The sequence below is a fragment of the Pseudoalteromonas sp. T1lg88 genome, from assembly GCF_002964765.1.
GTDB lineage: Bacteria > Pseudomonadota > Gammaproteobacteria > Enterobacterales > Alteromonadaceae > Pseudoalteromonas.
In genome coordinates this window covers 785,491-809,336 of the sequence record NZ_PQCF01000032.1, presented here as the reverse complement: position 1 = coordinate 809,336, position 23,846 = coordinate 785,491, and the positions used below count along the sequence as shown (strand labels likewise).

Sequence of the window (23,846 nt, the reverse complement as noted above, 5' to 3'; positions counted from 1 at the left end):
ATTTGGTCAAATCAAGAAACCAGCTCTTCGTTTTCCACGCGGATCCAGTCTTTTTCATCTACCCAGTTTTGCTTGCCATCGCCCAAGGTACGAATAGGAACTATATAGTCACAGCTGATCTGCGGTTTAACCGAGGCAAAGATGGGCACAAAACCGAAGCTTAACGCGGTTTCGATAATAGCCTGCTGGTTTTGCGGGTCGATATCGGCGGCCTCATCAATATACAGGGGCACTCGGTACTGGCTTTTCTCTTTATCCGAAAGCAGATGGCGAATAAATAACATGCCGCATAACAGCTTGATGGTAATACGGGTACCGTTTGAACCGGCCGAGTCGATTTTATCGAAATACTCGGTGTCGCCAGCGCGGTTAACCACCTCAAAGCGGATATCAAAAAGATCGCTCAGCGTCAGTCCCGCCTTGTCGGAAGCGAGCTTAATCAATTGATCTTTGGCCTCATTCACCTCACTTTCGTGTACATGCTGCTCCGCCAATAAATCCAGGCTATCCCCTTGCTCATAAAGATCTGAGGTAGCAAGGATAGTATCTATGCTTTGCACCAACATTTTTCTTGGCACCACCTCAATCTTAAAGCCTTTGAGGTTTGAGATCTGGTGCTCGCTGATCCCCTGATTAAACAGGCGCATTTCCGATGTTAAGCGGTTTAAGTCCTGGCGCAGCCCCTTAATGGTGGCGGCCACATCGGTCAATGCCACTCGAGCCTGGCGATTGACCGCCTCGCGCTCGTTATCCAGGTTGTGATAGGCGCTGATCAGCTTTTGGTATTTGCTCAGCTCGTCGCTTTCGTTATCAAATTTGGTGATCCCGGCGTTGTAGATATGCAAATAGGTATTGCGCACATTGATATCGAAGTTGCGCAGCTCCTGACAATCCTTGTTAAAGCCGTGAATGGTGTCGGCCAGGGCATCAAGATCAAAGGTGATATCGATAAGGTAGGGGGTTACCTTACCGCTGATAAAGTCCAGGGTGTGATCCAAGCGCTCGTTCTTAACCTGTTGCAAGCGGGCTTTTTGACGCTCCAACGCCTCTTTTTTGGAGTTAATAATGGCGCGGCGATCGGCGATACCTGCGGCATTTTGTTGCACTTCACTGAGATGGGCATCCACTTCTTCCTGCTCACCATTAAGGCTTTCTTGCAGGGCCTGTTGGGCATCACAGGAGCGTTGCATAACCTGGTATTGCTCAAAGCGTTTTAACGCCGCTTCCTGGGCCATAAGTTGCTCATACAGAGCATCGCGCTCGGCTTGTTTACCGGCGACATCGGCGGCAACGTCACGTTGGGCCTTAAGGTCATTCAGTGAGCGCTCAAGGGATGCCAGCTGCTCGCTTAGTTGCGCCTTATCGGCGCCGCTTTGCATCTGTACTACCGGCAGCTTCTTCAGGGAAATGGTCGCGCCCGGTACCACCAGCTCACCGCCGCGCACGGCCTGGCTTAGCTCGGATAAAAATGCGCCAAACGCATCCTCATCGTCAATATTGATCTCGCCGCCATTACTGGTGGCAAAAGAGAGCAGATCCGGATTGAGGATGCGCGAAATTTCTTCCACTTCTTTGAGCGATAAGTCCTCGCGCATGCGGGTAAAGAGGTTGTACTCCAGGTTTTTCAGCTGAAGTTTCAGGCTCTTGATCTGCTTTTGCGTCTCTTTAATACGAAAATCCAGGGTATGCAGGCTCTGGCCCTCGGCGCTTTTAAGCGAGTGGGACAGGGCTTCATACTCTTGTTTAAGCGCTTTTAGCTCGCTTTGCAAGGTGGCGCTGTTGGTCAGCTCAAACTCAGTATGCAGGGCGTCGAAATCGTTAAACCAAGCCGCAAGCTCGGTGAGCTTGCGCTCGATATCCCGTGATTGTTGCACGTAGAGGCGCTGCTTTTGCTCGAATTCTTCCTTCTCCTGAGAGATTTCTTCAAGTTGCTCGGCCAAGGTGGCGTGCTGATCCTCATAAAAGGTATCGAACTCGGCCAGGGCCAAGTCGATTTTTGGCGCATAGGCACCTAGCTTGCCTTTAAGGGCACTTTGGTGCTCCAACATACTTTCCAGCGCGGCGATGGGCTCTTGCATGGTTTCCAAGGCATTGAGCTCACGACGGGCGCGATTAACCTTGTCGAATGCCCGCTGCCAGACCTCATAAAAGTCGACGTTAGCGTTGGACATATGGCGCTCAAACACACGCATCATAAAGCGTTTTACATCGCTGGCGCCGAGCTTGTGCAGGTTAAGCATGCGACGGAAGATTTCTTTATAGGTGGCGGCGTCGCTGACATTATTGAGCGGGATCATGCGCAGGTTGATGTCGCCATCGAACGGCGTTGCGCCGCCTATCAATAAGGCATTGAGTTCCTGCGCCTTGAGTTCGATGGGGCTAAAACCCTTGTCCTTAAGATGATTGAACAAGCGGGTGTATTTGACGATGCGCTTGTTGTCGGTAAAGTCATCAAGGTTCAGCGCGCCGTTATAACAAAAGAACTGATGGGCAAAGCCGGCTATTTTGCCAAGGCCCGCCACACCTATGACCACCTTGCCATGGGGCAGGTCGGCCTCAAGCAAGATATAGGACTGGTCGGAATTAAAATAGAATTTGCGGGTTTCTTCTAAATCATGGCCATCCCATTCGGTCAGGCGTAAGTCATTGATAAGGGGAAACTGCAGGGCGTTTATTACCGAGCTTTTCCCCGTGTTGTTTGGCGCGCAAATAGAGCTGCTTTTATCCAGCGGGATCACGCATTTGGCATAGCCAGCGGTATTTAACAGGGCTAGTTTACTCAGACCGTGTAATTGCTGCATTTATAGCTCCTCGGCGCTTTCAAGCGCGTCTTCATTTACTTCTAACAGGGCATCGAGATAGCGGTGAATGGGGGCGAGTAAACGAAACACGCTTTCCTTGTCTTTGGCCTTGGCCATTCCCAGGCGCACCATGCGCATCAGCACATCCTTGCGTAAGTCGGTGCCGGAGAAGATCTCCAACTGGTCATAGAGCACCTTGTTGTGTAACACCAGCTCCTGACACAGCTCCAGGTCGACGTCTTTGTCGAACAGCGCGCGCATGGGATCCTGGCCCTGGTTGGCGTAGTGCTCAATCAGGGTATAGATAAAGAGCGCAATGGCTCGGGAGATCTTACCCATGTTGGCTGTGCCTTCATCTGTGGCAAAATGGAAAAAACCACGGGCATCGTGCACCAGGGTGTGACCTAGGGCACTAAAGAGGGCGGCGTATTGCTCTTGTTGTTGGTCGAGCTCCTGCCAGGCAAGGTTGTCCTGCTCGCTGATATGATAGCCGCTGACCAGTTTTTTATTGATGTAGTGCAGCTGGGTAAGCTGGGTTAAGTCTATGTCGGTCATAATTGTTCGCTACTTTTTGTTGTTGTCGCATCACTGGCATCGATAAAGGGATACAAGGCAAAGCGCTTGCCGGCGATGGTTTTAGTTTCAAGCCGTTCGCTTTGACTCAGGGTCAGCGAGGGGTCGTTAATCAGTTTTTGATACAGGTATAACAGCTCGTCGGACTCCAGCTCAGGATAATGGGTATCGAGCACATCAATAAGCTGCTGCTTACGGGCTTTGTTGTTGCCCTTGGCGGGTTTAAACAGGGCGCGAACATCTCTGAAGCTGGGAATATTTGGGGCGCGATAGGGCTCGGCAGCGCTGGCGTCGGGCATTTCAAAGTCATGCTCTTCAAACTCGCTTAGCCCGGCCATATAGGCCACTAATTGTGCATTACTGCCGAGTTGGTGATGCATGGGCTCGCTGGCAAAAAACGGCTGATGGGCGCTCATCACGCTATCCAAACCGCGCTTACGAATAAGCCCCAGTACCTTGGCGGCCTGGCGGGTGACTAGGGTGTTTTGTCTTAACTCTTCGCGCAGTGGCATCAGCATGTCGGCACTTTGGCGCAGACTTTCGCGGCCAATATGGTGCATATCGAGGATGCGGGTGCGCAGCTGTTCCAACATGCGAATGGTATTGGCGTCGCGGCCGCTTTGTTTTAGGTGCAACAGGTGTTCGGTAAGGCTAAGCTCAATGGTGTCGAAGCAAATTTGAAAGGCACCGCTTATATCGAGCATTTCCAGCATGGGTTCTATATATTCGTCAAAGGCTTCAATCACCGCCTTATAACGCTTGCTCAGAGACATGCTTGAACCATTGGCCTTGGCTTGCTCAACCAGATTGTAAATGGCGTTTTCATTGTGCTGGTAGAGTTTGACGATTTTACGTACCCGTTCATCCATAATCCGGGTGTAGCGACTGATATCACCGTAATCATCATCACCGACCGCCTTAGTGAGCTTAGCGCTTAAGCGCTCTAAGTCGTCCACTAAAACATGAATTTCAGCGGCCACGCCCAAGCTTTCATCTTGCAATAAGTAGGCGGCAAAATCACTCACCGCACGGTTGATTTCCAATTGCGATGATTTTGCTAAGGGAACAAGAATGTCTTGGCTAAGCAGGCGGTTGGTTTCTTTGTAAATCTGAGCGCCGGAATAATGAGGAAAGTGCTGCTTTATGATGCTTTGCACTTCCTTGATGCTAAAGTCGCCCATTTTGAAACGTTTCATCAGGGTCTCAAGCACCGGCCATAGCTCAGTCAGCGTATTGAGCACGCGTTTCGCTATTATCATTATGTTGTTTCTTTGTGCTTGGCAATAGGCAGGGATTATAACTAAAGGTACAAAAGGGGAAAATAGCTTTTCACTGTTACATTATCTTTACGAAAAGCGTTGTATTTGGTTGACAAAAAATATGTAAAGAAATTGTCACTTACAACGAATTGGTAATAGCTCCTTGGGCATATGAATGTTAGAATTCGCGCCGCTTGCAGACTGTAATTGTCTGCAATTAACCCATGGTATCGCTAAGTTTGTTATTTGTACATCTGGGTGTAATTTGTACCACCAATAAACTTAGCCGTACTTTTTTAAATCGCTTGTCGCAAGGAATAATACTCAAAATGGTCAGTGCGCTCATCTTGACGCTCATTGCCGTGGCGTTTGTGCTTATTGTTGTGGAAGACGTCATCCATGTAAATAAGGCTAAAACCACGCTTTTTTTCGGCACTTTGTGCTGGATTATCCTCTTCATCTCGCCCCTTCACGGTCATTCCCTTGATCATATCAAAGATGAACTTAATGAGAACATTTTAGAAATAGCGACCCTGTGGCTGTTTTTAATGGCGGCTATGACCTTTGTTGCCTATCTCAACTCCAAAGGGTTCATTCAAAATTTGGTTCAAAGGGTACTGCCAAGTAAGATTAGCGAGCGCAAGCTGATGTTCCTTATTGCTGGTTTTGCGTTTTTATTCTCATCGATTTCCGACAATATTACCGCGACCTTAGTATCGCTGGCTGTGGTGATGTCGTTGAAACTTGATGGCCGCAAGCTGGTAAAATACGCGACCTTGATTATCTTTGCGGTTAACTCCGGCGGCGTGTCGCTGATCACAGGTGACGTAACCACCTTGATGATCTTCCTGGCCGACAAGGTGACCATAGGCAATCTGTTGTTATTGATTGCTCCAGCAGCCTTTAGCGTACTGGTGCTGGCGACCTTGTTATCGATGAAGATGCGCGGCACGGTGACCTTTTCTCTAGGCGAGCGCAAACCCATAGAAAAAACCGACATTACCATAGCGGCTATTTTCCTTTCGACAATCGTCGGCACCCTGACCATGAGTGTGCTGTTTCAAATTCCGCCCCTGTTGACGTTTTTATTCGGTCTATCGCTGATGTTCCTAACGGCGCAGTTCTTGATGCGCAAAAAGGACGTAAACAAGCAGATCATCGACTATATCCGTGAGATTGAGTATGACACCTTGTTGTTCTTCGTGGGTGTATTGTTACTGGTTGGCGCTCTAAAAGAAGTGGGCGTGCTGGCCCAGTTTACTCATCTGTATGAGGTGTTAGCGCCAAGTCAGGCCAACTACCTGATGGGTCTACTGTCGGCAGCGGTCGATAACGTACCTTTAACCGCGGCACTGCTGAAAGCCGATATTCATATGGATACGCAAAACTGGCTGGCATTTACCTATGCGACCGGTGTAGGTGGCTCCATGTTAGTAATAGGCTCGGCGGCGGGTATTATCGCCATGAGCAAGGTGCGCGATTTAACCTTCGGTAGCTACCTGCGTAATAGCTTCTATCTTTTGATAGCTTATTCTGTGGGTTATGTGGGTGCTTTCTACATGGGTTCATTCGTGTAACGGCGACAGCATCCGCATTTTCTTTAAAGACCATCTGGGCTTAAACCCAGGTGGTCTTTTTGTTTGTTTACTGCCGTTGCTCACACACATTAGTACAATTAAAATTCTATCGACCATTGCCGCGAGCTTAAACTTACAGCACTATTAACGTATTAGGTAACTTATTGACCAGATTAATAAAGGTGACTTATGCGTATTGCGGTTTTTGGTGCCGGTTCAACGGGGTGCTATTTGGGCGCGTTATTAAGCGCGGCACAGCTTGATGTATCCCTGATATGCCGGGCACGGATTAAAGATGCCATTATTGCTAATGGCGGCATTCATATCAGTGACTACCAGGGGCTGGATAAAACTGTGATGCCGGATGAGCTTATCACCGAGCCTGGCGAGCAGCTGTTTGATGTGGTTTTTGTCACTTTGAAGTGCCATCAATTGCCCCAGGCACTGCCCCAACTGCTGGCTATAACCCATAAGTCTTCCGAGCTGGTATTTATGCAAAATGGCCTAGGTAGCTTTGAGGCAATTCAAGATAGGCTAGCGGAGCGCACCTGTGTGTTTGGCATTACCCCGTTTAACGTATTGCAACAGGGCGCACATTTTCATAAGGGTACCGAGGGCGAATTTGTATTTGCTAAAACCCCAGGCACTGAGCATATCGCCAAGACTTTGCGTGAGCACGGCTTTAACTGCGAATTAAAGGCGCAGATGACGCCAGTGATCTACGGCAAGCTGCTGTTAAACCTCAATAACGCCCTTAATGCGGTGGCGGATATGCCAATCAAGCAGGAGCTGGAAAATAAAGCCCTAAGAAGGGTGTTGGCGGCGGCCATGAAGGAATGGCTGGCGGTATGTAAGGCCATGAATATTGAGCTGGCGCAATTTACCAAGGTTAAACCTGCCTTAGTGCCCCGTGTGTTGAGCTTACCCAATTGGTTATTTAGGCGCCTTGCCTCTGCCATGTTGGATATCGACCCCAAGGCGCGCTCGTCCATGTGGGAAGATATTCAGGCGGGACGCAAAACGGAAATCGCCTATCTCAACGGCGCCGTGGTCGCACTTGGTCAGCGCCACGGGGTAGCCACTCCCGTAAATTCGGCCATTGTTGCCTGTATTGAAAAGTTAGAGCGGGGCGGTGTTGTTAAGCTTGGCGATTTGCTGCTGGCCAGGAATACCAATTCACTTAAATAGCTAATCATTCTAGCGGGCTAAATTTCATGCTCACTGTGTTGGAATTTTTCGATGTAGAATAACTACATAAGAAAAATTCCGCCTTGTGATCATATCATTTATCCAGCGCTATCTCTGATCACATACTTAACAGAATTGGTATAAGCAAAAATTAAGTGCCCATGCTCGACCTAAGGGTGATTGACATCCAGCCATCCAAACGTTAAATTCCTAGCTCGGGTTTGCGGATCATGCCGTAAATCTGTAGCAGAAGAGGTGCGATAGCTAGGTAGTAGACGCGAGGCAGACGTAGGCCAACGACCGTTTATGAGGGAGACTATCGCCGAGGAAGTACATTGCTCGTCACAATGGCTTTCGGTTCTTGAGGCTGAATCCTCGGAACTGTCACCTGTTTGGGTGGAGGGCTTCTGGCAATGGACATACCTTTCTTTTAGTCTTGCCAAGTTCTCCTGATTGTATTTGAAAAATAAGCTATTTTTCATCTCGGAGAGAAAATGAATCAGGAATTTACCGTCGCCAAATTCGGCGGCACCTCAGTAGCCGATCATGCAGCGATGAGCCGTTGTGCCGATATCATTGCTGCCGACTCACACGTGCGCATCGTGGTTGTTAGTGCCAGCGCCGGGGTTACCAATCATCTGGTGGCCTTGTGTCAAACTGGGCTTAGCAATGAAGAGCGCCAAGCGCATATTGATGGTGTTATTGCCATCCAGCTCAATATTATTGAGTGCCTGAGTCTGGATGCGGATCTTGCCCATGGCTTCGATACTACCCTCAATGATTTTAAACACAGCGCCTCGCACTCTACGCAAAACGTGCCACTAACCAATGTCCAGCGCGATGAGTTGCTTAGTTTCGGCGAGCGTTTATCTTCGTATTTATTTACCCAGGTGCTGCGTGATAAAGGCGTGGCCTCAAGTCGCTTTGACGTGCGCTCGGTGCTTAAAACCGACAGTCAGTTTGGTAAGGCGCAACCGGATATCACCCAAACCCGAATTAGGGCTCAGGCTGAGTTGGTGCCACTGCTTAGCGAGCAGGTGGTAGTGACTCAGGGCTTTATTGGCTCAGATGAATACGGTGAAACCACCACCTTAGGCCGTGGCGGCTCGGACTACAGTGCGGCCCTGTTGGCGGAGGCCTGTGGTGCCAGTAATATTCATATTTGGACCGATGTAATAGGTATATACAGCACAGATCCGCGTTTGTGTAATAAGGCCAGGCCGATTGCCCACCTGACCTTTGACGAGGCCGCGGAAATGGCTACCTTCGGCGCCAAGGTGCTGCATCCGGCGACTATTTTACCGGCTGCGCGCAGCGGTATTGGCGTATTTGTGGGCTCCAGTCAGGACCCGCAAGGGGGTGGTACCTGGATTGAGAAGGTGCCCAGTAGTGAATTGATCGCCGGCGTACGGGCCGTGACGCAGCGCAAGAACCAGCTGCTATTGACGCTGAAAAGCCCGGAAATGCTCTTGGCCAGTGGTTTCTTGGCGCGGGTGTTCACTATTCTCAGCGAATATAAAATTTCTGTTGATCTGGTCACGACTTCTGAGATCAGCGTTGCTGTTACCCTGGATAATGCGCCGAACGCCAGTCGCCCCGAGCTTGATCAGGAAGCGCTGGAGCGTTTAGGTGAGTTTTGTCATGTCAGCGTGGAAACCAATCTTGCCTTGGTGGCCCTAATTGGCTCTGAGATTCAGCTGCGCCAAAGCGAGCTAAATCTGATGCGGGTGCTGAGCGGCTTTGATATTCGCCTGATCTGTCATGGCGCATCAAAGCACAATCTGTGCTTCTTGGTAGAGCAAGGACAATCGGATCAGGTGGTGCAGGCTATTCACCAGCAGCTGCTGGAACAAGCCTGATCACTTCTACCTCAGTTTTGGCGGTGATCAAACTAAGATCAAACTGCCGCCATTGCTGACAATAAACCTGTGCCGGGCAGCGTTCAAGCAAGGGCAGTATAGGCTGGCTAAGCAGCGTACTGATACTTTGTTTAGCGGCCTTGGCATAGGCTTCTTTTAACGTCCACACTCGAAAAAAAGTATCGACGTTATTGCCTATATCCCGGGCTTCCACCTCAGGGTAAAAATGCGCCGCCAGCTTTTCAAAGCGCCGGTTTGCATCTCGCTTTTCGATATCCACGCCCAATAAAGATTGCTGGCCCTGAGTTATGGCCACGGCAATATGGCCGTGGGAGTGACTGATCACCACATTAATATCCAATAACTGCCCGTCGATAAACAGCTGCAGGGCTCGTTCCTGTTCGTTAAAAACACTCTGCCAACTTGTCAGTGGCGCCTGCGCGTATTGAGGAAAGAGGCGCTGTGCCAGGGTCTTGATAAAATAGCGGCTACTTAGGTATTCGCGCTTGGCCTGGGGTTGTTTACGCCTGTTGAGCACCTCGAGTTCACCTGGGTGCAGATGGGCTTCATCGAGCTCAATGGCGGCACTGAGGCTCAGTAAGACTTTTTCCGATATCGGCACAGATGGCGTGGTCTTTGGTAATGCGGGAAAGCGATAAGCTGCATTAAACATGGGATGAATGGTCCGATATGGTTGGCGGCGACTACTTTGTTAATGGTAAGTGTGGTTTAATAGCGGCAAAACAATAACAGATATCAATAAGAATGACGAATAATCGTGACGGCTTTCAAAGTCGCATAGGATTTGTGCTGGCGGCTGCCGGCGCCGCAGTGGGTTTAGGAAATATATGGGGATTTCCAACTCAAGCTGCAAACCACGGAGGCGGAGCCTTCCTACTTGTTTACTTTATCGTAATTTTTGCCTTGGCATTGCCGGCGCTCTTTACCGAGTTATATTTGGGCTATGCGGCGCAAGCCAACCCGGTGCAGGCGCTTAAACGTGCCTGGCATACCAAGGCTCCAAAACTCGGTGCCGGCGCCGGTTATCTTGGCCTTGGCGGCGCCGTGGTGATGCTGAGCTTCTATTCTATCGTTGCCGGTTGGATGCTGGCCCATGCCTTGGCACCGATAGCGCAAATGCTGGACCTGCCCAAGGTCGCCGAATTTCTAAGTAATGACTCCCTGGCTCGTAATCTGGTCTTTACACCCTTGATGCTGCTGCTGACCGCCAGCATTATTTTGCAAGGGGTGAAGTCCGGCATTGAGGCCTGGTCGCGACGCCTTATGCCCTTATTGCTGGTGCTCTTGGTGGGGCTGATCTTCTATATTGGCTCCCTTGATGGGGCGGCCGAAGGCTTTGCCCATTATCTTAAGCCCGACTTTGATAAAGTCTGGGATGCGGATTTAATCATTGCCGCCATGGGACAGGCGTTTTTCTCCCTGTCGCTAGGTGTGGGCTGTATGATGATTTACGGCTCCTACCTTAAGCCCGGCGCTAACCTTGGCAAATTAACCTTAAGCGTGGCCGCGCTCGACACCTCGGTGGCATTTTTAGCCGGTTTGTTGATTGTTCCAGCTATTTTTGTGGCCAGCCATAACGGCGTTGAAGTCTTTGCCAACGGTAAGCTGATCGGCGAAGGACAGCTCATATTTGCGGTCTTGCCGCAACTGTTTGAGGCCATGGGCGCCATGGGCCTAGTGATAGCTTTAGCGTTTTTCGTGCTGATGTCTATCGCGTCTGTAACCTCAACCATTTCTTCGACCGAGATCCCGGTGGCCTTTTTGGTTGAAAATCACGATATGGACCGCAAGCGCGCGACTGCCTTGGTGACCTTAGTGGTAGCTATCGCCTCAGGTACCATCATTATGAACTTTGACTGGCTGTTTGGCTTGGTGATCCAGGTCTTTACCCAGTACCAGTTGCCACTGATGGGTTTATTCTACTTCCTTACCCTGGGCTGGGTGTGGAGCCGCGGCAATAAGCTGGCCGAGTCGAACCATCCGGGCATTAAAGTCCTGTTGTGGTATATCCGTTTGGTGTGCCCTATTTTGATGACCGCCGTGTTTATTAATGTAGCGCTGAAATAATCCTACAAAGCCAACTAGAACGAAAAAAGGGATATGCTGTCATATCCCTTTTTTTGTGCCTGCTGAAAAGCTTAAGACCTACATATCGAGTACCTGATTGGTCAGGGCCTCGCTCTTGGCGAATTGGCTGAGGTTAAAGTAAGTGGTTTCTACTATCTGTGCCAGTGCTTCCTGGGTAAAAAAGCCCTGATGGCCAGTGATCAAGACATTCTTAAAGGTGAGCAGGCGGGCAAACACATCGTCTTGAAGAATTTCTTCCGATCTGTCTTTAAAAAACAATTCAGATTCCTGCTCATACACATCTAAACCCAAATAACCGAGTTTTCCGCTTTTTAGGGCGTCGATACAGGCCTTGCTATCGAGCAAGGCGCCGCGTCCTGTGTTAATGAGCATGACGCCGGGCTTCATTGCTGCCAGGGCGGACTTATCGATTATATGATGGGTTTGCTCGTTGAGCGGGCAGTGCAGGCTGATAATATCGCTGTTGGCCAGCAGTTCGCTTTGCTGCACTAGGGTAAAGTCACCTGTAGGGGCGGCCGGGTCGCACACCAATACCTTGGCGCCAAAGCCGTTTAAAATCCTCACCATGGCCTGGCCGATTTTACCGCAGCCGATAAGACCCACGGTTTTATTGTGCAGGTTAAAGCCAAGCAGGCCGTTGAGGTCAAAGTTCTCCTCCCGCACCCGGTTATAGGCCTTATGAATTTTACGCGACAGGGTTAAGATCAGCGCGATGGAATGCTCGGCCACGGCCTCCGGGCTGTAGGCGGGCACCCGGGCTACGGTAATCTTGTGCTTTTTCGCCGCCGCCAAATCGACATTATTAAAACCGGCACAGCGCAGTAAAATTAGGCCGACACCATAATCGGCCAGCCTGGCTATGACCTCGGCGCTTAGGGTGTCGTTGACGAATACACAAACGGCATCGAAGCCTTTGCTGAGGGAGCAGGTATGGGCATTAAGGCTGACATCGAAATATTGGATATCGACATCTGTTGGGCAGAGTTCATTAAATGCTGTTTGTTCATACCTTTGCGAGCTGAATAGGGCTAATTTCATCAAGTTGACTCTCTATTACCGATCTAAGTGTATCGGGCTTGGTGCGTGGTGCGTAACGATTTACCAGCTGTCCTTGAGAGTTTATGAGAAATTTAGTGAAATTCCATTTTATTGCCCGATTTTGGGCTATACCACGGGTATGCTCTTTAAGGTAGTTAAACAGAGGGTGGGCGTCCGGACCATTGACCATCACTTTGCTAAACAGAGGAAAGCTCACATTAAAGGTGTTTTCACAAAATTGCTTTATGGTGGCGTTATCGGCAATTTCATGACGCCCAAATTGATTGCAGGGGAAGCCAAGAATAACCAGCCCCTGATGTTTATAGTCTTGATACACGCGCTCCAGTGCGCCGTACTGGTGGGTGAAGTTACAGCTGCTAGCGGTGTTGACGATAAGCACCACACGTCCTTGTAATTGTTTGAATGAATAGGGTTGGCCGTCGATAAGTGTGGCGTTGAAATGGTAAATACTATCCATTGAGTGCTCCCTTGCTAAAACCAGACGTTTTTAGCCTTTGCCTTTGATATACTGTGTGCGTTTTTTCGAGGCTAGCAGGCAAATAGGTCAGAAATATGTCAAAAAAATGTACCTTTATCGGTCTAGGGGTTATGGGCTATCCCATGGCGGGTCACTTACAACAAGCGGGATACGATGTTTGCGTGTACAACCGCAGCGCCGAAAAAGCGCAAAAATGGGTTGAGCAATACGGTGGACGCAGTGCGGCAACACCCGCACAGGCAGCCAGCGACGCCGAATTTGTATTCGTGTGTGTGGGCAATGACGATGATGTGCGTAGCGTGATTTACGGTGATGATGGTGCCCTTGCAACCATGGCGCCGGGCAGCTATTTAATCGATCACACTACCACTTCGGCGCTATTGGCCCGTGAGCTAGGTGAAGCGGCCCAAGAAAAGCAGGTGGCCTTTATCGATGCACCGGTTTCCGGTGGTCAAGCGGGCGCCGAAAACGGTGTATTGACCGTGATGTGTGGCGGCGAGCCTGAAGCGTTTGCCGCGGTGCAGCCGGTGATGGCACCGTTTAGCCGTTTTAGCGAATTGCTCGGTCCCATCGGCAGTGGCCAGCTATGTAAAATGGTCAATCAGATCTGTATCGCCGGTGTGGTTCAGGGTCTGGCCGAAGGTTTACACTTTGCCAAAAAAGCCGGCTTAGATGGTGAAAAAGTAGTGGAGACCATTTCTAAAGGCGCGGCAGGCTCTTGGCAGATGGAAAACCGCTACAAGACCATGTTGCAGGGTGAATACGAGTTTGGCTTTGCCGTTGACTGGATGCGCAAAGACTTGGGCATCGCCCTGGATGAGGCGCGTAACAATGGCGCGACCCTGGCGCTGACGGCCTTGGTTGACCAATATTATGGCGATGTACAGGCCATCGGCGGTAATCGTTATGACACCTCCAGCCTGTTGGCGCGCTTGGAGAAGCTAAACCCTAGCGACTAAGCTGGGTTTGCTCTTGCGCCCAGGCCGTTTTTTTACAGGCTTTGGGCGTAATGATACAGGGCTTTGAGCACCGCCATATTGCGCTCATTGCTCTCGTTTTCATGCACCAGATTTTCAAGGCTGAGCATAAAGTCCTGAGCATTAATAGACGGGCTGTCTTCTCCGTGCATTAGTTTGTTCTGGCAGTATTTACGCCATGAATCCAGCTCCGCTGGGGTCAGGCTTTCCGGCCAGTTACGGGCGCGATAACGAAACAGCATGGTGGCAAATTTCGGGTCTTCAAAGTCCAGCTCCAGGTTCCCCAGCTCCAGCGGTGAGGTGCTGCGGATAACATCGAACTTGGCCTTATCGCCATTGCTGATAAAGCCACTGTATAGTTGATAATCCACATTGGTGGTGGCGGCAAATTCACGGCTTTCATTAAATACTTCGGCCACCTTGTCACGCAACTCCGGATGCGCCTTTAAAAACTTCAAATGCTCCAGGCATTGCTCTCTGTCTATGCCCAGACGTTCGGCGTTTTCCGGCAACAGGGTTTTTGCCGGCGCGAGAATAGGGCACTTGTTTACATGCACCAGTTTTAAGCCAATGGGCGCCTGACCTTCGGGCAGCTCGTCACGGCGGGTATAAAGGTACTCGCGCAGCTGTTCGACGGATAAATCGAGCAAGGGCTGCGGATCTTGCGTCAGGTTAAAGCAGACCACGGCGTTTTTGTTGCTCGGATGAAAGCTCATGGGCGCAATCCAGGTGGTGCAGCCCTGCGTTGCCGGAATACGCGACGAGGTATGCACTAGGGGCGTCATATTGAATACGTCCACCATCTGCAACAGCGCTTTTTTATGGCGCAGGCCGAAAAAGAAGTGGTATAGCTTGGGCTGGCGCTCTTTAACCAGCTTGGCTAGGGCAATGGTGGCCTTAACATCACTTAAGGCATCGTGGGCATCGGCGTGCTCTATGCCGTTGGCCTTGGTGAGTTCTTCTAGGCGAAAGCTGACGCTGCCGTCTTCCTTACGCGGCCAGTTAATACCCTCAGGGCGTAGCGCATAGCAGGCGCGCACCAAATCAATAATGTCCCAGCGACTATTGCCGTTTTGCCACTCTCTTGCATAGGGGTCGTAGAAGTTACGATACAGGGTGTAGCGAGTGACCTCATCATCGAAACGAATACTGTTATAACCGGCCACACAGGTATTGGGTTGGCTAAATTCTTCGTGGATCTTGGCGATAAATTCCGCCTCACTTAGACCGTGGCGCAGCGCATGTTGCGGGGTAATGCCGGTAACTAAACAGGCCTCTGGGTGAGGCAAATAATCCGGCGCCGGACGACAGTATTCAATCAGCGGCTCGCCGATAATATTCAGATCGAGATCGGTACGAATACCGGCAAACTGGCTCGGCCTGTCTTTTTGCGGGTTCGCCCCCCAAGTCTCATAGTCGTGCCAGTAGATTGTGGGCTGGTCGTTGTCGTTTCTAAGCTCTGCCATATTGTTTCTTTTTCTCAGTATTTCTGGTGTTCACATCGATTTTCTATTGCCGTTTGTTTTTATTCGTTTCTCGCAATGACCGCCATGTGTGTATTATAGTGTGTATAAAATTTCATGGACGTGTGTATAAAATTTTATGGCACTTAGCGATACAAAGTTACGCAAGCTTTTGGGCAAAGAACAAGACCCCTGCATACTAACACATAGGGACAGCTTAAGAGTACAGGTATCAAAGAAGGGAACCATTACCTGGCAATATAGGTTTCGCTTTGATGGCAAGCAGGTCATTCTTACCATGGGCCGTTATCCAGGCATGAGCATCAAAGAAGCCCAGTCCCATATTCCGGAGTTTCAAAACTGGCTGGCCCAGGGTCGCGACCCAAGAATTGAGTACCAGGTAAAGCAATCCTATAAAAGCGAATTGCCGCGCCTGGATGCCTTAACCCGCCAGTGGCTTGAAGTAAAAGTGCCCGACCTCAAAGAAAAGACCCAAGGGCTATATCAGAACCACGCCAAAAAGTGGATTTACCCCTACTTTAACGACAAGTCCTTGCCCGTAGATGAAATGCGCCTACTCGATTGGGTAGCGTACTTTGACAAGGTGAAGGCCGCCGGCAGCGCCAAAATAGCCGCCGTCATGTTGGTGAGGATTAAAACCATAGTGCGCTGGGCCTATAAGCGCGGCGAACTGCACAACCAATGCCCGGTGCTAAACCTCAACACCAATGATGTGGGTGAGCCGCCAGCAAAAGGGCAGCGGGTATTGTCACTAAGCGAACTCGCCTAATTGTGGGTGTGCACTGAGCGTTCAAAGGCGGCACCGGCCACTAAGTATTGCCTGCAACTTATCTTCCTAACCGGTGCCCGCCAATCAGAAGTGCGCACCGCCAAGTGGGAAGACTTCAACTTTACCGATGGCATTTGGACCGTGCCGGCTGAGAACTCCAAAACCAACAAGCCAATTCGCCGCCCGCTCACCGATAAAATGAAAGAGCTGCTGGAGCACCTTGCCATTGCCTATGGCCGTAGCGGTTATATCGTCCCCGGGGCATCGCCAGGCAAACCTATTACCACCCATGCCATTAACCGCTATTGCGCCCGAATGTGGGCCACCATGAACAAAGAATACGGCACACCCAAGTTTGTGCCTCACGATGCCCGCCGCAGTGTCTCCACTATCTTAAGTGAGCATGAAGTGCTGCCCCACGTAACTGAGAAAATGCTCGGTCATTCCATGCGTGGAGTGATGGCGATTTACAATAAACATGACTGGATAAAAGAGCAAAGAGCTGGGTATGACTTGTATTGGGAGCTAATCAAGATCAAAATAAGTAGTTGTAATAATTAGATTTAGAGATTTGGTGATGCTGCAAAACTTGAGTAATTGGCTATATAACATGGATGATACGACCAATAAATATGGTTTGAGCTTTGTGCCTGCTCTCTGGGTCATACTTATTTCAGCACTATTTTTTTCTGGTTTATTCATTATAGCTTTGGACACTAAAGGTCTCGGACAAGTGCTGTCTAATATGGGCAGCTTTGCAGGTGGCTTTTTTGCGATAGTAGCCGCTATTATTGCTACGAAAATATATTTTTATACAAAGCGGCAGGATGAAAGCAAATTAAGTCATAATGAAAAACTCAGACTGATGGTTGTACTAAAAAACAAGGTCAACGAACTACTTACTGACGACGTTATGTTAATGGCTAGCAATTATCATCTGGCTTTTGGTAGCTTCGATGGTGATGGTTCTTATCTTTGGAATGAAAACGAGTGGCCAAAAGTGATTGAAGAAGTCAGAGGTATTTCTAAACAGATTGAGCTTACAGTAGAGGAGCTAATTGAGCTTAAGCTAAAATTAGAGGTTATGGGAGCGATCGATAAAGAAGGTCAAGCAGAGCTAACCAACTTAATCAAGATATTCGGAACTTTTAGATATCTTAATAGCGTTGTAATTAAAATGGCATCTAAAAATAAAGAAAAACGTAAGCGTATAACCTATGTAAACAGTTATCTTTTAAAAACAGAGTTTTATAATCTTTTTGTAAAAGACAAGTTTGATGGCCATGATTTTATCGAAGAGCATACAGTTGAAGTTAAGAAACTGGTGGATAATTCTGTTAACTTAATACGCGCATCAATTGGGTGGGAATTAGATAAATAGAGGGTTTAAAGGGCTTTAACTTGATAAGAGTATTTTAAGGTAATAGCCCCTTAGTCAGATTTTTGAATCTCACTCCTTTATCAATTTCCAATTATCTTCAGTGATTATTACCGTGGAGATCCCTTTTTGCTGATTCTCCAAGGCCTTTTCAATCTTTCTACCATGACTACTAAAGCGCCAGTCACGGCTTGCTAAGCCACCAATAACCAAAAGGTGGAGAGACTGTGTCACATCCTTTTGAGGGCGAAGGCCAATCTTTTTAGCTTGGTCTTGCAGAGTTGTTCTGGTGCCGGATAGGAATTTTCCGGTAAAGCAAATGGTTTCGAAGTGAGCGGGCAGTGATTCTAACTTTGTGGCGCAAAATTCAGTGGCCATTCCGTGGGCAACACCCGTTTCTAAAAATTGTTGGCCAGCCATTAGCTTGCAGGTTTCAACAAGATCATCTAGTTCATGTTGCTCAACTACGCCATCTTCTAGAATCTAAGCGAGCTTATTGTATAGGTCATTACCAGGCCAACAACTAGTAGCCTCAGGATTGTCATTAAACCAATTTACGAGGGCGTTAAACTCGCCAAGCGTAATGACATTGTCGGCAGTAATACCAGAAAGAAATCCGAGTAACTCATTTGTTAGATCTTCAACGCAACCTGATACCAATTCACCATACTCAAGAATGTCGTTTACAACGTCTTTAATTTCGTTGAGTTCGTCGGCTGTGATAACGCCGTCAGCCAAGATATCTTCAATGGTTTCGACTATATCGAGTACATCACCGTCAACTGGCAACTCTTTATGTGACGCGAGCCATGTCTGCAAAAACAACAGCTCTTGGTCGTTTAATCGCTGGTCAGAAACTACACCTTTGAGTATTCCTTGCAGTGATAAAATCGATTTCGTTAAATTTTGTGCTGTACAAAAGTTATGGTTGAGTGGTTGGCCGTGCTGGTCGGTTGGCATGTTTTGCATGGAAAATTCCCTTTCACTTGATATATATGTACTTATTGAAAGTATCAGATCTTCCTGTGAAAGCAACTGCCAGAAACAGGTAAACACAACTTGCAACAAGGTCAGTAATCGCTTATATTTTGACGGTATGGTCAATAACGCACCAACAGTCTAAGCCTATCTATTATTAAGAGTACTTTTAATTATGTGTGCTGAAAAAAAGCGAATCCATGACAACTACCGCCGGGCGATTATGCTAGCCAAGGCCGGAGCTAAGCTGTCTATGCCCAAATCTCGCTTTAGTGGCTCTTTTAGGAAAGTAAAACCAGCTGCTTGAATGTTAAGTTGTTTCTGATATAACTAGTCTTTTTACAAGGCAGTTATAAACATGGAAGTAGAGCATTTAGCCCCCACTGACCAACTTGTTTATCTAAACGAAGAAATTTACCCAATCCTTGATACCCTTGAATCTCCAATGATTGTCATAGGCGGCCAGGCTGTTGCATATTGGCTCGCCTACTATGGAATTGATCAAGATTTGGAAGAGCATATCGGACTCCAAGCCACATCCTACGATATTGACTACTGCGGTAAGAAAGAAGATTTTCAAAAACTCACGTCAATTTGGGGCGTTGATTTTGAAACCCCCGATATAGATCACAACACCCCGGAACTAGGGCGCAGTATTCTCTTAAACTCGATGAAAGAGATAAAAGATCATAAAGGCTCTCTATATTTAGATTTCTTTGAATACCTTTTCCACTCCAAGCAAGAGCCAAACGTAGTCGATTTACTTCAATTGCCAGCTGGTTTTAGCAAAATTGATTTTGAGAATAACCGCTTGGAGCAACATACAGTTGAATTCCTGTTCCCAGAACAATTTAACTTGGAGCCTCATTCAAAACTCAGAATTCTTAACCCCATTGGGTGCTTAAAAAGTAGAATGAAAAACTTATTTGAACTGAGCCATACGAAGAATCCAGAGGTTGAACTAGTTCGAATTAAGCTGCTGCTACCTGCGATAGAAATGTTCTTAACTGAGCAACTACAAGAAAAAGGCTATAGGGAGTTTAGAAAGCCATTTGACCTACTGATGCAAATAGCGAAAACGAAGCAGGGCTTTAAATTAGATGTTGACCACCAAGTTAGCTTGGCTGGTTTCATAAATCACTTTGCTGATGTGCAAGGTGAACGCTTACCAAAAGAGTTACTATCCAAAGAAATTCCACGCTGGATGGAAGGATATGATAAAAGGCGGAAGGGTTTATATATAGCAGCAATGGGATAAATCATGAACTGGACTACAACAGCTATATGCTACTTCTATTTTTTGTGTGTTGGTGGTTTGTACCTCTACGGGTTTTGGACACCATTACATTTCAATATCTTACAATTTCTTTCCCCTTTAGATGTGATTAAATCAGCCGTTTATCCTTTGATTCCGACTTTGTTAACGATATTGGTCTTGACGGCATTGGACGCATATAACTCTCAAGGTATACAAAAACCAGAAGAAAATGATGCAAAGGCTATTAAGGGCCTATTCTATATTTTTATTTTTGCTGCTTTTTTAGGAGTCTTATTGCTTTTGGTTGTTGTGGGTGTGAACGTTTGGGAAGCAATAACAACGGTTCCTGAAAAGAAGCTGCTCTATGCTCTACCCGTGATCTCTATAGGTGTAATGATTTACTTGATAAAAAATCCACCAGTTCTTAAAGGTAAAAATAAAATTTTTAGAAATTTAGTAATAATGTTTACTAGCCTACTACCAACTTACTCTCACACTGCAGGATACAATGAAATTACTGCGACTTTAGAAGAGAAAAAATCCCTTTATTACTTAAAGAAAAGTACAAAAAACTGTGTGGTTGGTACGGGTGTAAGAATGATTTACTTAGGAATGTACGGGCAAAGCTACTTCTTTTTAAACCCTGAAAACAAGGATATTTGTGTAGAGAAAGAGCATGGTCTGGTTTTAAAGTTTCAGGACAGAAAGCTCAAGGACTGACAGTACAATATATAAGGTCAGGGTGAACTGTAAGAAACTGCTTTTTGTAACAGGTGCTATGACAGTTCACCAAGAATAATTTACATTTAGCTTTTTATTAATTCAGATACTTGCTTTAAATTTCTGATGTTCTGAGGTTTAAAGAGCTTTTCCGGATACTCCTCTAGCTCAAAATTACGCCCACCGTTTAAAGTGTCGTCAATAAATGATAATTGCAAACGCAACTGTTCAAGTAGAGTGTTAGTTTGATGTTCTAAAGAATTAAGTTCACTTTCTTTAACCTCAAGAGCTTGGCCTTTGTTAGCCAAGGAAGTTTTAAAGTCCTTTAACTCCGAAATTAGGAGATAAAGAGCTTCCACAGGGTTCACATCTTTTTCATATTGTGAGTTCTGCAGTAAGGATGTTAATTCAGGGAGCAGCTTCTCAGAACTCTCCTTCAACTCTAAGTAGTCTAGATAATCTTTTAATACGGATACGTATGACGGCCAAACGTTCGTATCAGCCCAATCAGGTTTGCTGTCTATTTGGGCCTTTAAGCCTTTTATTTTACTAGTCGCCAAATTAGCAAACTTGTTCCCAGCAAAAATATTTCTAATACAAATAAGAGATCTTACTTGCTCACTAGCCCTTGGTTCTAATGCTTCAATAAATGGGGACAGTTCATCAATTTTTATTATTGTTCCATAGAAGCTATCTGAAGCAATATAGTTAGTTAATAGGTTTTTTAGACCAGCTTTATAAGCCTTTATCCACTTCGTATATTCAGAATGACTTAACCCAACCAACTCCCCTGATTTAATAGTTGATAATATGGCAGTAGCCTTCTTTTCAAATTCATATGCTGAATGTAGCTCAGAGCTAATTACTTCAACTCTCTTAATTACCTTTGATTGGAATTGAGCCCAGCTATCACTGGTTACCCAAACAGGCTTTTCGAATGAAGCAAAACTCTCTAGGACTTCAATAGATGACGTCAATAACAGCGCAATTTCAGACTCAATCACAAAAACTTTATTTACATGCAGACCTATTTCATCTTTGACCTTTTGGGAAAGACGGCTGCTTTTAACTAATTCGGTTATCACTGTACTAGCTTTTATTGTGTTTAGATCAGAGGGACTAGATAAATGGTTTGAGACGTTTGGGCTAAGTATGTTTGGTAGGGAGCTTATTATGAACTCTTCATGTTCTTTGTTGGTTAGATACCAAGGTTTACGCTCGTTAATATGCTTAGGTAAATAAATTCTGTAACTGTTGTAAAATACGCAGCGCAAACTTAAAGCAAAGTAAATGAAAGCAGCACAAAGCATGAGTAAATTTGCGTATTCTAGTATTCCTTGATGGTCAGTTGCTTTAGTCGCAACACCATTAAGATGTTTAACAACAGGCTCAATGGGGGAATCACTATCAAGCAATAGCATTACTGTGAATTCAGACGTTGGTGTCAGATTTGCGTATTTTATTTCTAGCTTTCCTTCAGGTTCCATTACGCTGACCATATCTTGTGCTGCTGACTTTATTATTTGGTGATTTTTAACGTTATCGTTAAAAACAAAAAGCACATCCTGCGCAGCCTTGTTTCCTTCATTCCTGATAGTGTACGTTTTTAAAAAGTCGCTATTGCCGGGATTAGTAAACGAAGTAGATACTATTGGTGTAGAAGTTACTACAACATGCTCTTTCTCCTTTGAATACTGCTCCCAAGCCCACAGCACAAATAAAGGTAATAATGCGTATAAAAATAAATTCTTTATAATAGATGTTTTCATAAAGTCATCCTTGTCCTTAAAGTGATTTTCCAGTAAACACGACCTTACCGACTATGGTGCAGTTGCCGTTGATGGGCATGAGGGGATCAGGCCAGTTGGGGTTGAGGGCTTTTAAGAACTTTTGGCCGCCTTCAATGATCAGCTTTTTGAACTTGGCCTGGTTTTCGTTATCCAGGCTGATGGCTTCACCTGTAAGGTATTTTGGGTACTTTTCAGTATTTATAGCGCTGATATCACTATGTGCCATATTAAGTCCTTTTGCGTAACTCTTGCCGTAACCGTATGTTACTTATCTTTTTCGTCATTATTACATAGCCTCTCACACCCGCAAACCATGGGCTACACTTTGCTAGGACGTGAATAATAATTAACCAGGAGATATTTATGGAATTACACGGAAGCTGCCTATGTGGTGGCGCCAGCTACAGCGTCAGCGGTGAGGTGTGCGGTTTTTATCTTTGCCATTGTCACCGCTGCCAAAAAAGCACAGGCTCGGCTCATGGTGCCATCGTTTTTATGGATGCGGCCCAGCTTGATTGGTTACGTGGCGAACATTTATTGACTCGTTATCGTGTTGACGACAGCCGCCATGAAAAGTGTTTTTGCAGCGTATGTGGTTCATCATTGCCTTTGCTTGTGGAGGAGCGGGGAGTGGTGATGGTGCCCGCCGGCAGTGTCGATAATGGTGAGCTGCCCCAGCCCAATGCCCATATTTTTACTTCGCGCCAACAAGGGTGGCAGCAATACATTGCCTTGTTACCGGGTTATGAGGAATATCCTCCCAAAGAGAGCAACTAACTGAATACTGTCATTATTCTGTTATGTAACAATGATATAAGCTTCCCTAATTTTTTAGCATAAAGAATGGTGTTGCGGTCGTATGCGTGGCCGTGACCTAGGAAGTAGTGTGCGTCTTATTCTTGTAGTTATGTTTTTATCTCTGCCAGCCTACGGCAAACTTGATGTCAGGCAGAGTACACAAAATTATCCCGTTTACGCCGATGTGCTTGGTGAGTTACTGAATACTTTGGATGCCGCGTCCCCGGTTAAGCGCGATGGTAAGGTAGAGCATGGTCATATCCAGCATCAGATTGGCTGGGAGTTTTTATTTAATGGCCGGACTCGTCAGTGCCAGGTGGAGAAGTTAACAACGACGGTGGAAATTGAATACACCTTACCCAGGCTCGATAGCTACAGTGAAGCGGTAAAGCAACTTTGGTCGCGCTGGTATCCGCATCTGGCCGAATATCAACGTAAGCAGGGCTTGATGATCATCGCCGCCGCCGAGCGTCTCGACCAAAAATTGGCGGCACTGCCTCAGATAGGTAATTGCCGCATATTGAAAAAGCAAGCGCAGCGAATTGGTGAGCAGGTGCAAGGTGAATTGAGTTTAGCGCTGCGGCAATTGCAACAAGAAACTGAGTTTGGGCGCACCGAAAATGCCTGGCTGGTGGATCATTTAAACTAGCTTAAGGCATGAACTCCTTTTCTAGGCGCTCTCTCTAAGCCCTTTTTATCTAGGGTCTGTTTATCTTTGCGGTTTACTTTATGTTCAATCTAAACGCATTCTGATGAATGTCATCACTGATTTATGTGGTTTAATTCATCCG

23 protein-coding genes and 1 riboswitch are annotated in these 23,846 nt (G+C 47.0%); of the genes, 12 read left to right on the top strand and 11 right to left on the bottom strand.

Translation table 11 applies throughout. The features are described from left to right. Window positions 1-11: 11 nt before the first annotated feature. The 3 genes from C2M34_RS15230 to C2M34_RS15220 are packed head-to-tail and all read right to left on the bottom strand — an operon-like array spanning window position 12 to window position 4,633. Window positions 12-2,801: an ATPase gene (locus tag C2M34_RS15230; RefSeq protein WP_105259243.1), complete on the bottom strand. Its 2,790-nt coding sequence runs from the start codon at window positions 2,799-2,801 to the stop codon at window positions 12-14. Beyond that, complete coding sequence (locus C2M34_RS15225) at window positions 2,802-3,356, bottom strand: condensin complex protein MksE (RefSeq protein WP_105259242.1); 555 nt, start codon at window positions 3,354-3,356, stop codon at window positions 2,802-2,804. It lies immediately after the preceding gene. Beyond that, entirely contained in the window at window positions 3,353-4,633 is a 1,281-nt protein-coding gene (locus C2M34_RS15220) for a hypothetical protein (protein WP_105259241.1), read from the bottom strand. The genes C2M34_RS15225 and C2M34_RS15220 overlap by 4 nt, the downstream gene beginning before the upstream one ends. Window positions 4,634-4,962: 329 nt before the next feature. On the opposite strand from C2M34_RS15220, the gene nhaD reads away from it, so the two are divergent. The 3 genes from nhaD to lysC all read left to right on the top strand — a co-directional run bounded on the left by nhaD (window position 4,963) and on the right by lysC (window position 9,257). Next, complete coding sequence (gene nhaD, locus C2M34_RS15215) at window positions 4,963-6,210, top strand: sodium:proton antiporter NhaD (RefSeq protein WP_105199849.1); 1,248 nt, start codon at window positions 4,963-4,965, stop codon at window positions 6,208-6,210. Window positions 6,211-6,399: 189 nt separating this feature from the next. After that, complete coding sequence (locus C2M34_RS15210; protein WP_105259240.1) at window positions 6,400-7,398, top strand: 2-dehydropantoate 2-reductase; 999 nt, start codon at window positions 6,400-6,402, stop codon at window positions 7,396-7,398. 242 nt (window positions 7,399-7,640) lie between these two features. Continuing rightward, window positions 7,641-7,813, top strand: a riboswitch (Lysine riboswitch). A gap of 79 nt (window positions 7,814-7,892) precedes the next feature. Beyond that, complete coding sequence (gene lysC / locus C2M34_RS15205) at window positions 7,893-9,257, top strand: lysine-sensitive aspartokinase 3 (RefSeq protein ID WP_105259239.1); 1,365 nt, start codon at window positions 7,893-7,895, stop codon at window positions 9,255-9,257. On the opposite strand, the gene C2M34_RS15200 is transcribed toward lysC, so the two are convergent. Beyond that, the gene (locus tag C2M34_RS15200) at window positions 9,226-9,930 is read right to left on the bottom strand and encodes a 4'-phosphopantetheinyl transferase family protein (RefSeq protein ID WP_105259238.1); all 705 of its coding nucleotides are present in this window, start codon (window positions 9,928-9,930) and stop codon (window positions 9,226-9,228) included. The genes lysC and C2M34_RS15200 overlap by 32 nt on opposite strands. Window positions 9,931-10,022: 92 nt before the next feature. Here C2M34_RS15200 and C2M34_RS15195 point away from each other — a divergent pair, with 92 nt between their 5' ends. Next, window positions 10,023-11,345, top strand: a complete 1,323-nt coding sequence (locus C2M34_RS15195) for a sodium-dependent transporter (RefSeq protein WP_105259237.1) — start codon at window positions 10,023-10,025, stop codon at window positions 11,343-11,345. A gap of 78 nt (window positions 11,346-11,423) precedes the next feature. On the opposite strand, the gene C2M34_RS15190 is transcribed toward C2M34_RS15195, so the two are convergent. Together C2M34_RS15190 and C2M34_RS15185 are read right to left on the bottom strand one after the other, a co-directional pair. Further along, window positions 11,424-12,404, bottom strand: coding sequence for a 2-hydroxyacid dehydrogenase (locus tag C2M34_RS15190; RefSeq protein ID WP_105259236.1), 981 nt, complete (start codon window positions 12,402-12,404; stop codon window positions 11,424-11,426). Further along, window positions 12,370-12,882 (bottom strand): glutathione peroxidase, encoded by a 513-nt coding sequence (locus tag C2M34_RS15185; RefSeq protein WP_105199854.1) that lies wholly within the window; start codon window positions 12,880-12,882, stop codon window positions 12,370-12,372. The genes C2M34_RS15190 and C2M34_RS15185 overlap by 35 nt, the downstream gene beginning before the upstream one ends. 95 nt (window positions 12,883-12,977) lie before the next feature. Here C2M34_RS15185 and C2M34_RS15180 point away from each other — a divergent pair, with 95 nt between their 5' ends. Further along, window positions 12,978-13,862 carry an NAD(P)-dependent oxidoreductase gene (locus C2M34_RS15180; protein ID WP_105199855.1) on the top strand — a complete coding sequence of 295 codons (885 nt, stop codon included), beginning with the start codon at window positions 12,978-12,980 and terminating at the stop codon, window positions 13,860-13,862. A gap of 32 nt (window positions 13,863-13,894) precedes the next feature. Here C2M34_RS15180 and sbcB read toward each other — a convergent pair whose 3' ends face one another. Continuing rightward, window positions 13,895-15,346, bottom strand: coding sequence for an exodeoxyribonuclease I (gene sbcB, locus C2M34_RS15175; protein WP_105259235.1), 1,452 nt, complete (start codon window positions 15,344-15,346; stop codon window positions 13,895-13,897). A gap of 136 nt (window positions 15,347-15,482) precedes the next feature. Between sbcB and C2M34_RS15970 the strand changes: the two genes are divergently transcribed. The 3 genes from C2M34_RS15970 to C2M34_RS15165 are packed head-to-tail and all read left to right on the top strand — an operon-like array spanning window position 15,483 to window position 17,514. After that, on the top strand, window positions 15,483-16,133 hold the full coding sequence (locus C2M34_RS15970; protein ID WP_234398829.1) for an integrase arm-type DNA-binding domain-containing protein: 651 nt from the start codon (window positions 15,483-15,485) through the stop codon (window positions 16,131-16,133). Between the two features lie 6 nt (window positions 16,134-16,139). Further along, a complete protein-coding gene (locus C2M34_RS15965; protein WP_234398834.1) occupies window positions 16,140-16,694 on the top strand; it encodes a tyrosine-type recombinase/integrase in 555 nt (184 codons plus the stop codon). Window positions 16,695-16,743: 49 nt separating this feature from the next. Continuing rightward, on the top strand, window positions 16,744-17,514 hold the full coding sequence (locus C2M34_RS15165) for a hypothetical protein (RefSeq protein WP_158681464.1): 771 nt from the start codon (window positions 16,744-16,746) through the stop codon (window positions 17,512-17,514). A 69-nt stretch (window positions 17,515-17,583) separates the two neighbouring features. Here the strand turns inward: C2M34_RS15165 and C2M34_RS15160 are convergent, their stop codons facing one another. Together C2M34_RS15160 and C2M34_RS15155 are read right to left on the bottom strand one after the other, a co-directional pair. Further along, a complete protein-coding gene (locus C2M34_RS15160; protein WP_105259233.1) occupies window positions 17,584-17,931 on the bottom strand; it encodes a hypothetical protein in 348 nt (115 codons plus the stop codon). 63 nt (window positions 17,932-17,994) lie between these two features. After that, window positions 17,995-18,480 carry a hypothetical protein gene (locus tag C2M34_RS15155; RefSeq protein ID WP_105259232.1) on the bottom strand — a complete coding sequence of 162 codons (486 nt, stop codon included), beginning with the start codon at window positions 18,478-18,480 and terminating at the stop codon, window positions 17,995-17,997. Window positions 18,481-18,847: 367 nt separating this feature from the next. Between C2M34_RS15155 and C2M34_RS15150 the strand changes: the two genes are divergently transcribed. Next, the gene (locus tag C2M34_RS15150) at window positions 18,848-19,747 is read left to right on the top strand and encodes a hypothetical protein (protein WP_105259231.1); all 900 of its coding nucleotides are present in this window, start codon (window positions 18,848-18,850) and stop codon (window positions 19,745-19,747) included. A 3-nt stretch (window positions 19,748-19,750) separates the two neighbouring features. Further along, on the top strand, window positions 19,751-20,467 hold the full coding sequence (locus tag C2M34_RS15145; RefSeq protein WP_105259230.1) for a hypothetical protein: 717 nt from the start codon (window positions 19,751-19,753) through the stop codon (window positions 20,465-20,467). A gap of 86 nt (window positions 20,468-20,553) precedes the next feature. On the opposite strand, the gene C2M34_RS15140 is transcribed toward C2M34_RS15145, so the two are convergent. After that, on the bottom strand, window positions 20,554-22,236 hold the full coding sequence (locus tag C2M34_RS15140) for a hypothetical protein (RefSeq protein WP_105259229.1): 1,683 nt from the start codon (window positions 22,234-22,236) through the stop codon (window positions 20,554-20,556). 16 nt (window positions 22,237-22,252) lie between these two features. Then, window positions 22,253-22,483 carry a S24 family peptidase gene (locus C2M34_RS15135; protein ID WP_234398828.1) on the bottom strand — a complete coding sequence of 77 codons (231 nt, stop codon included), beginning with the start codon at window positions 22,481-22,483 and terminating at the stop codon, window positions 22,253-22,255. 137 nt (window positions 22,484-22,620) lie between these two features. On the opposite strand from C2M34_RS15135, the gene C2M34_RS15130 reads away from it, so the two are divergent. Together C2M34_RS15130 and C2M34_RS15125 are read left to right on the top strand one after the other, a co-directional pair. Further along, the gene (locus tag C2M34_RS15130; RefSeq protein WP_105199858.1) at window positions 22,621-23,034 is read left to right on the top strand and encodes a GFA family protein; all 414 of its coding nucleotides are present in this window, start codon (window positions 22,621-22,623) and stop codon (window positions 23,032-23,034) included. A gap of 109 nt (window positions 23,035-23,143) precedes the next feature. Next, window positions 23,144-23,704, top strand: coding sequence for a DUF922 domain-containing protein (locus C2M34_RS15125; RefSeq protein ID WP_158677926.1), 561 nt, complete (start codon window positions 23,144-23,146; stop codon window positions 23,702-23,704). The last annotated feature ends 142 nt before the right edge of the window (window positions 23,705-23,846 follow it).